Origin of the sequence: uncultured Oscillibacter sp. (genome assembly GCF_910584465.1) — a bacterium.
Taxonomy (GTDB): Bacteria; Bacillota; Clostridia; order Oscillospirales; family Oscillospiraceae; genus Oscillibacter.
In genome coordinates this window covers 1-6185 of the sequence record NZ_CAJUBK010000093.1, presented here as the reverse complement: position 1 = coordinate 6185, position 6185 = coordinate 1, and the positions used below count along the sequence as shown (strand labels likewise).

At 67.0% G+C, this 6185-nt stretch carries 6 protein-coding genes; all 6 read right to left on the bottom strand.

What is annotated here, in order from left to right; all coding sequences use genetic code 11:
• Nucleotides 1-22: 22 nt before the first annotated feature.
• The 6 genes from QZ332_RS12815 to QZ332_RS12790 are packed head-to-tail and all read right to left on the bottom strand — an operon-like array spanning nt 23 to nt 6169.
• The gene (locus QZ332_RS12815) at nt 23-1207 is read right to left on the bottom strand and encodes a UDP-N-acetyl glucosamine 2-epimerase (RefSeq protein ID WP_295766125.1); all 1185 of its coding nucleotides are present in this window, start codon (nt 1205-1207) and stop codon (nt 23-25) included.
• A gap of 3 nt (nt 1208-1210) precedes the next feature.
• On the bottom strand, nt 1211-2392 hold the full coding sequence (locus tag QZ332_RS12810) for an NAD-dependent epimerase/dehydratase family protein (RefSeq protein ID WP_295766123.1): 1182 nt from the start codon (nt 2390-2392) through the stop codon (nt 1211-1213).
• A 1-nt stretch (nt 2393) separates the two neighbouring features.
• Complete coding sequence (locus tag QZ332_RS12805) at nt 2394-3434, bottom strand: polysaccharide biosynthesis protein (RefSeq protein WP_295766121.1); 1041 nt, start codon at nt 3432-3434, stop codon at nt 2394-2396.
• The gene (locus tag QZ332_RS12800) at nt 3427-4635 is read right to left on the bottom strand and encodes a glycosyltransferase family 4 protein (protein ID WP_295766119.1); all 1209 of its coding nucleotides are present in this window, start codon (nt 4633-4635) and stop codon (nt 3427-3429) included. The genes QZ332_RS12805 and QZ332_RS12800 overlap by 8 nt, the downstream gene beginning before the upstream one ends.
• Nucleotides 4632-5546, bottom strand: a complete 915-nt coding sequence (locus QZ332_RS12795; protein ID WP_295766118.1) for an NAD(P)-dependent oxidoreductase — start codon at nt 5544-5546, stop codon at nt 4632-4634. The genes QZ332_RS12800 and QZ332_RS12795 overlap by 4 nt, the downstream gene beginning before the upstream one ends.
• Nucleotides 5543-6169: a sugar transferase gene (locus QZ332_RS12790; RefSeq protein WP_295766116.1), complete on the bottom strand. Its 627-nt coding sequence runs from the start codon at nt 6167-6169 to the stop codon at nt 5543-5545. The genes QZ332_RS12795 and QZ332_RS12790 overlap by 4 nt, the downstream gene beginning before the upstream one ends.
• Nucleotides 6170-6185 lie beyond the last annotated feature (16 nt).

Below are 6185 nucleotides of genomic sequence, written 5' to 3'. Positions count from 1 at the left end.
GATCTGCAATACCTTCATGGGCTCAGCCTTTCCTCCAGACGAAGTTATCGACGACGTGGGTGAAGCTCTGTACGATCTTGACGACCTTGCCGGAGACGTTCTCGTCCAGGTAATCCGGGACGGGGAGGCCGAAGTCGCCGCTGCGGACCATCCCCACGGCGGTGTCCACGGCCTGGAGGAGGGAGCCCGGCCCGATGCCCGCCAGGACGAAGCAGCCCTTGTCCATGGCCTCCGGCCGCTCCGTGCTGGTGCGGATGCACACCGCGGGGAAGGGACGGCCGATGGAGGTGAAGAAGCTGCTCTCCTCCGGCAGCGTGCCGCTGTCGCTGACCACCGCGAAGGCATGGAGCTGCAGGCAGTTATAGTCATGGAAGCCCAGCGGCTCATGCCGGACGACCCGCTCGTCCAGCCGGAACCCGCTCTCCTCCAGCCGCCTGCGGCTGCGGGGGTGGCACGAGTACAGCACCGGCAGGTCGTAGCGCCGCGCCATCTCGTTCACCGCCGTGAACAGCGAGCGGAAGTTCTCCTCCGTGTCGATGTTCTCCTCCCGGTGGGCGGAGAGCAGGATGTACCGCCCCCGCTCCAGACCCAAGCGGGCATGGATATCGCTGCCCTCGATCTGTCCCAGGTTCTTATGCAGCACCTCCGCCATGGGGGAGCCCGTGACGAAGGTCCGCTCCTTGGGCAGGCCGCACTCCTGGAGGTACCGCCGGGCATGCTCGGAATACGCCAGGTTCACGTCCGAGATGATGTCCACGATCCGCCGGTTCGTCTCCTCCGGCAGACACTCGTCCTTGCAGCGGTTCCCCGCCTCCATGTGGAAGATGGGGACGTGCAGCCGCTTGGCCGCGATGGCCGAGAGGCACGAGTTCGTGTCCCCCAGGATCAGCAGCGCGTCGGGCCGGAGCTCCGCCATCAGCTTGTACGAGCCGCTGATGATGTTCCCGATCGTCTCCCCCAGGTCGCTGCCCACGGCGTCCAGATAGACCTCCGGCTCGTCCAGGCGCAGGTCCTTGAAGAAGACGCCGTTGAGGTTGTAGTCGTAGTTCTGCCCGGTATGGGCCAGGATGCAGTCGAAATACCTCCGGCATTTCTCGATCACGGCGGACAGGCGGATGATCTCCGGCCGGGTCCCCACGATGATCAGCAGCTTCAGCCTGCCGTCGTCCCGGAACCGGACGTCCCGGCGCTCCTGCTTCTTGCCCATGCCTCACACCTCCTGAGAGAACGTATCCGGCCGCTCCGGGTCGAAGGGCTCGCTGGCCCACATGACGGTCACCAGGTCCTCCGTCTCCGAGAGGTTCACGATCTCGTGGGTATGGCCCGGGAGCATCGCCACCGCCTGGAGGCGCCGCCCGGAGACCCGGTGCTCCTCGACGGGATAGGGGCTGCCGTCCGCCTGCGTGCCGATCCGCCGCTGCCGGATCAGGGCCTCCCCCTTCACCACGATGAACTCCTCGTTCTTCGTGTGGTGCCAGTGCCGGCCCTTCGTCACCCCGGGCTTGGAGATGTTGACGGAGAGCTGGCCCCGGTCCGGCGTGCGGATCAGCTCCGTGAAGCTGCCCCGCGCGTCCTCCTTCATCTCCAGATCCCGGACCGCCCCGGACGCCGGGAGGTAGGACAGGTACGTGGCGTACAGATCCCGTGTCAGGCTGTCCGACAGGTCCGGCACCTCCAGGCCCTCCCGCAGGCGCGGGAAGGAGCGGATGGTCTCCGCCACATGGCCCAGGGTCGTCTCGTGGTGCACGGGCACCACGCACCACGCCCCCTCCCGGGCCGCCTGGCCCCGCAGCGCACGGATCAGCTCCTCCACCACGTCGTCGATATACACCAGGTCCAGCGCCGCACCGGGGTCGTCCACCCGGATCGGCAGGCCGTGGGCCGTGTTGTGGCAGAACGTCGCCACCACCGAGTTATAGTTCGGACGGCACCACTTCCCGAACAGGTTCGGGAACCGGTAGACCAGCACCTCCGCCCCCGTCTCCCGCCCGTACCGGAAGAACAGCTCCTCCCCCGCCTTCTTGCTCTCCCCGTACGCGCTCCCGGCGTACCGCCCTGTCAGCGACGCCTGGATCGAGCTGGCCAGCATCACCGGGCACGTGTTCCCGTGCCGCTTCAGCGTCTCCAGCAGCGTGGAGGCGAAGCCGAAGTTCCCCGCCATGAACTCCCCCTCGTCCTTCGGCCGGTTCACGCCCGCCAGGTTGAACACGAAGTCGCACTCCGCGCACCACGCCTCCAGCTCCTCCGGCCCGTTGGTCACGTCATAGGGATACAGGACCAGGTCCGCCAGGGCATGGTCCGCCCGCCGGTCCTGTCCGTCCCGCACCGCCTCCAGCGCGGCACAGAGGTTCCGCCCGACGAACCCCTTCGCTCCCGTGATGAGGACCTTCATCTCACCGCGCCTCCTCTCTCCCCAGCTCCTCCCGGATGTACCGCAGGGCCAGCAGCTTCTCCTTCACCTGCTCCACATCCAGCAGCTCCGTATTGCTGCTGTTGAACTCCGTCAGCGTGTCCTGCCCGCTCCGGCCCTTCCGGAAATACTTGTCATAGTTCAGCCCACGCTTGTCGCAGGGCACCCGGTAGAACGCCCCAAGGTCCACCGCACCGGCGCACTCCTCGTTGGTCAGCAGCGTCTCGTACAGCTTCTCCCCGTGCCGCACGCCGATGACGCGGACCTCGTGCCCCGGGTCGAACAGCTCCGTCACCGCCCTGGCCAGCACCTCGATCGTGCACGCCGGCGCCTTCTGCACCAGGATGTCCCCGCTCTCCCCGTGTTCGAAGGCGAACAGCACCAGGTCCACCGCCTCCTCCAGAGACATGATGAACCGGGTCATCTTCGGCTCCGTGATCGTGATCGGCTCCCCCGCGCGGATCTGCTCGATCCACAGCGGGATCACGCTCCCCCGGCTGCACATCACGTTCCCGTACCGCGTGCAGCAGATCCTCGTCCCGCCGCGGCCCACCGTCCGCGCCTTCGCCACGATCACCTTCTCCATCATCGCCTTCGACGTCCCCATGGCGTTCACCGGGTACGCCGCCTTGTCCGTGGACAGGCAGATCGCCGCCTCCACCCCGGCCTCCACCGCCGCCGTCAGCACGTTCTCCGTCCCGAACACGTTCGTCTTCACCGCCTCCAGCGGGAAGAACTCGCACGATGGCACCTGCTTCAGCGCCGCCGCGTGGAAGATGTAGTCCACCCCCTGCATCGCGTCCCGCACCGACCGCGGGTCCCGCACGTCCCCGATGTAGAACCGCAGCTTCTCCGCCGCCTCTGGGGCCCGCATCTGGTACTCGTGCCGCATGTCGTCCTGCTTCTTCTCGTCCCGCGAGAAGATCCGGATCTCCCCGATATCCGTCCCTAAAAAACGCGCCAGCACCGCGTTCCCGAAGCTCCCCGTCCCTCCGGTGATCATCAACGTCTTTTCCTCAAACATGTCCTGCCTCCACTAGATCGCCCAGGATCCCCCGGGTCTTTTTCATGTACTCCCCCCGCGAGAAATGCCGGATGAAGTACCTGCGGCCATTCGCGCCGCAGTCCCGATAGCGCTCCGGATGCCGCATCAGCTCCGCCATGCGCTCCGCCAGCCCCGCGGCGTCCCCCGCGCCGGCGCACAGGCCGCAGCCCGCCTCTTCGATCGTCTCCCTCGCGGGCCCGTCGATGGCCCCGATGACCATCTTCCCCGCCGCCATGTACCCCTGCAGCTTCGAGGGGATCGTGCCGCCCACGGACCCCGCCCCCGCGGTCAGCGTCAGCAGGCAGGCGTCCGCCAGCGCGTAATACTCCGGCATCCGCTCCACCGGCTGGCGGCCGTGGAACCGGACGAGCCCCGTCAGCCCCGCCTCTCGGACGAGCCCTTCCGCCGTCTCCAGATAGGATCCGTCCCCCACGATATGGACCTCGAACCGGAAGGCGCCCTCCAGCATCCCCGCCGCCGCGACGATCGTGTCGATCCCCTGGGCGCTGCCCACGTTGCCGAGGAACACGAAGTCCCACACGCCGTTGTCCAATGAGAGCTCCTGCGTCAGGTACCGCTCGTCCGCATACTGCGGGATATAGCGCAGCCGCTGCCGCGCGATCCCGTGCACCCGCTCGAAATACTCGAAAAACGCCGGGGACTGCACCCCAATCGCGTCGCACTCCCGGTACAGGGCGGTGCTGATCCTCTCCGCCATCCGGAAGATGGGGGACGACTCCTCCCGGATCGTCACCTTGACGGACTCCGGCCACAAGTCGCAGCAATACAGGTACAGCGGCTTCCCGATCCGCTTCTTCATCACCACGCCGGGATAGGCCATCAGGACCGGGGAGAGCTGGTAGACGAAGATGACGTCGAAGTCCTCCCGGAGGGCCCGGGCCTTCCGGGCCGCGGACAGGCAGTAGCTCAGGTAATTCAGCCCCAGCCGGACCGCCCCGCGCCCCCGCCCGATCTCGAAGCAGCGGACCACGCGGACGCCCTCCCAGGTCTCCTCCCGCGATCTGCCATGCCGGTACTCCTCCGGCACCCTCCCGGACGGGTAGTTCGGCAGCCCCGTCAACACCGTCACCTGGTCGCCCGCTCTCACCAGCTCCCGGCAGATGTCGTTGATCTGGAACGTCTCCGGGTGGAAATATTGACAGACCACCAGGATCTTCATGTCCGCCGCCCTCTCGTCCGCTCCAGGTACGCCCGCACTTCCCCCCGCAGGCCCTCCTCGAAGGGCATGGGATCGTACCCGAAGTCCCGGACCGCCTCCTCGTGCGGGAAGGCCCGGTCCTCACAAAGGCGCTGCACCTTCTCCCGCAGGTCGGCCCGCGTGAGGCTCAGCAGGTAGAGCCCCCATGCCCCCGCATAGGCCGCCGGGAACGGCACGCTGAGGAAACGCCGCCGGACGCCGAGCTCCTCCGCGATCATGCGGAACAGATCCATCAGCAGGACCGGGTCCCGCCCGGAGAGGATGTAATCCTTCCCCGCCGTCTCCTCCAGGTGACACAGCACCTGGCAGTAGGCTCGCCCCAGGTCCGCCGCGTGGACCGGCTGGAGCAGGTATCGCCCATGGGACACCACCGGCATGGGGCTCAGCTTGTCCACCATCTTGATGAACTCCACGACGTTCCCATCCTCCAAGGTCCCATAGATCATCGTGGGCCGCAGGATCGTCAGGCCGATCCCGCCCTCCTCCGCGATCCCATAGACTGCCGCGTCGATCTGGCGGTACTCTTCGCCCGCCGCCTTGTACCGCGAATAGATCCCGGTGGTATGGACCAGGATCATCCGCCGGACCCCGTTCTCCGCCGCCGCCCGCACCAAGGGCAGGGACCAGTGGATCCCCGCGATGTGGAACAGGACGTCCGCTCCCCGGGTCAGCTTTTCCAGGTACGCTCCGTCCTCCAGCACGCCCGGGCAGAGCTCCGCCTCCGGCAGCAGCTCCCGCAGGCGCGCCGTGTCCGACGCCGGACGCACCGCGGCCCGGACCGCGTACGAGCCCGTGAGCCCCTCCTCCGCCAGCCGCTCCGCGAAAACGATGCCGGACTTGCCCGTCAGGCCGGTGATCAGCAGCCTCTTCACTTCGCAGACATCTCCTTCTCCCGTTTTTCCAGTTCGCCGGTGCCGCCCTCCACCACACCGTCGTGGTGCAGCACCTTCCCGATCGTGCCGAAGAAGCACCGGCAGTCGAAGGCGAAGCTGATGCGCTCCGCGTATTCCCCGTCATACCGCGCCTTGACTTCGATCGGCAGCTCGTCCCGCCCGTTGATCTGCGCCCAGCCCGTCAGGCCCGGCAGCACGTCGTTCGCCCCGTACCGGTCCCGCTCCGCGATCAGGTCCTCCTGGTTCCACAGCGCCGGCCGGGGGCCGATGATGGACATCTGATCTTTCAGTACACAGATCAACTGCGGGAGCTCATCGATGGAGTATCTCCGCAGGAAGGACTGGAACGGCGTGCTGTAGGACCCGGCGTCCTCCAGCAGGTGCGTCGGCATATCCGCCGGGGCCTTCGTGGACATGGTGCGGAACTTCAGCATCTCGAACTCCGTCTTATGGATCCCGATCCGCCTCTGCCGGAAGAACACCGGCCCGGGGGAGTCCAGCTCGATCAGCACCGCCACCGCCAGCATCGGCACTGCCAGCACCAGCAGCCCGGCCAGCGAGACCGCGATATCCAAAAGACGCTTGATATGTCGCCGATACATCGTCTCCTCCTATCCT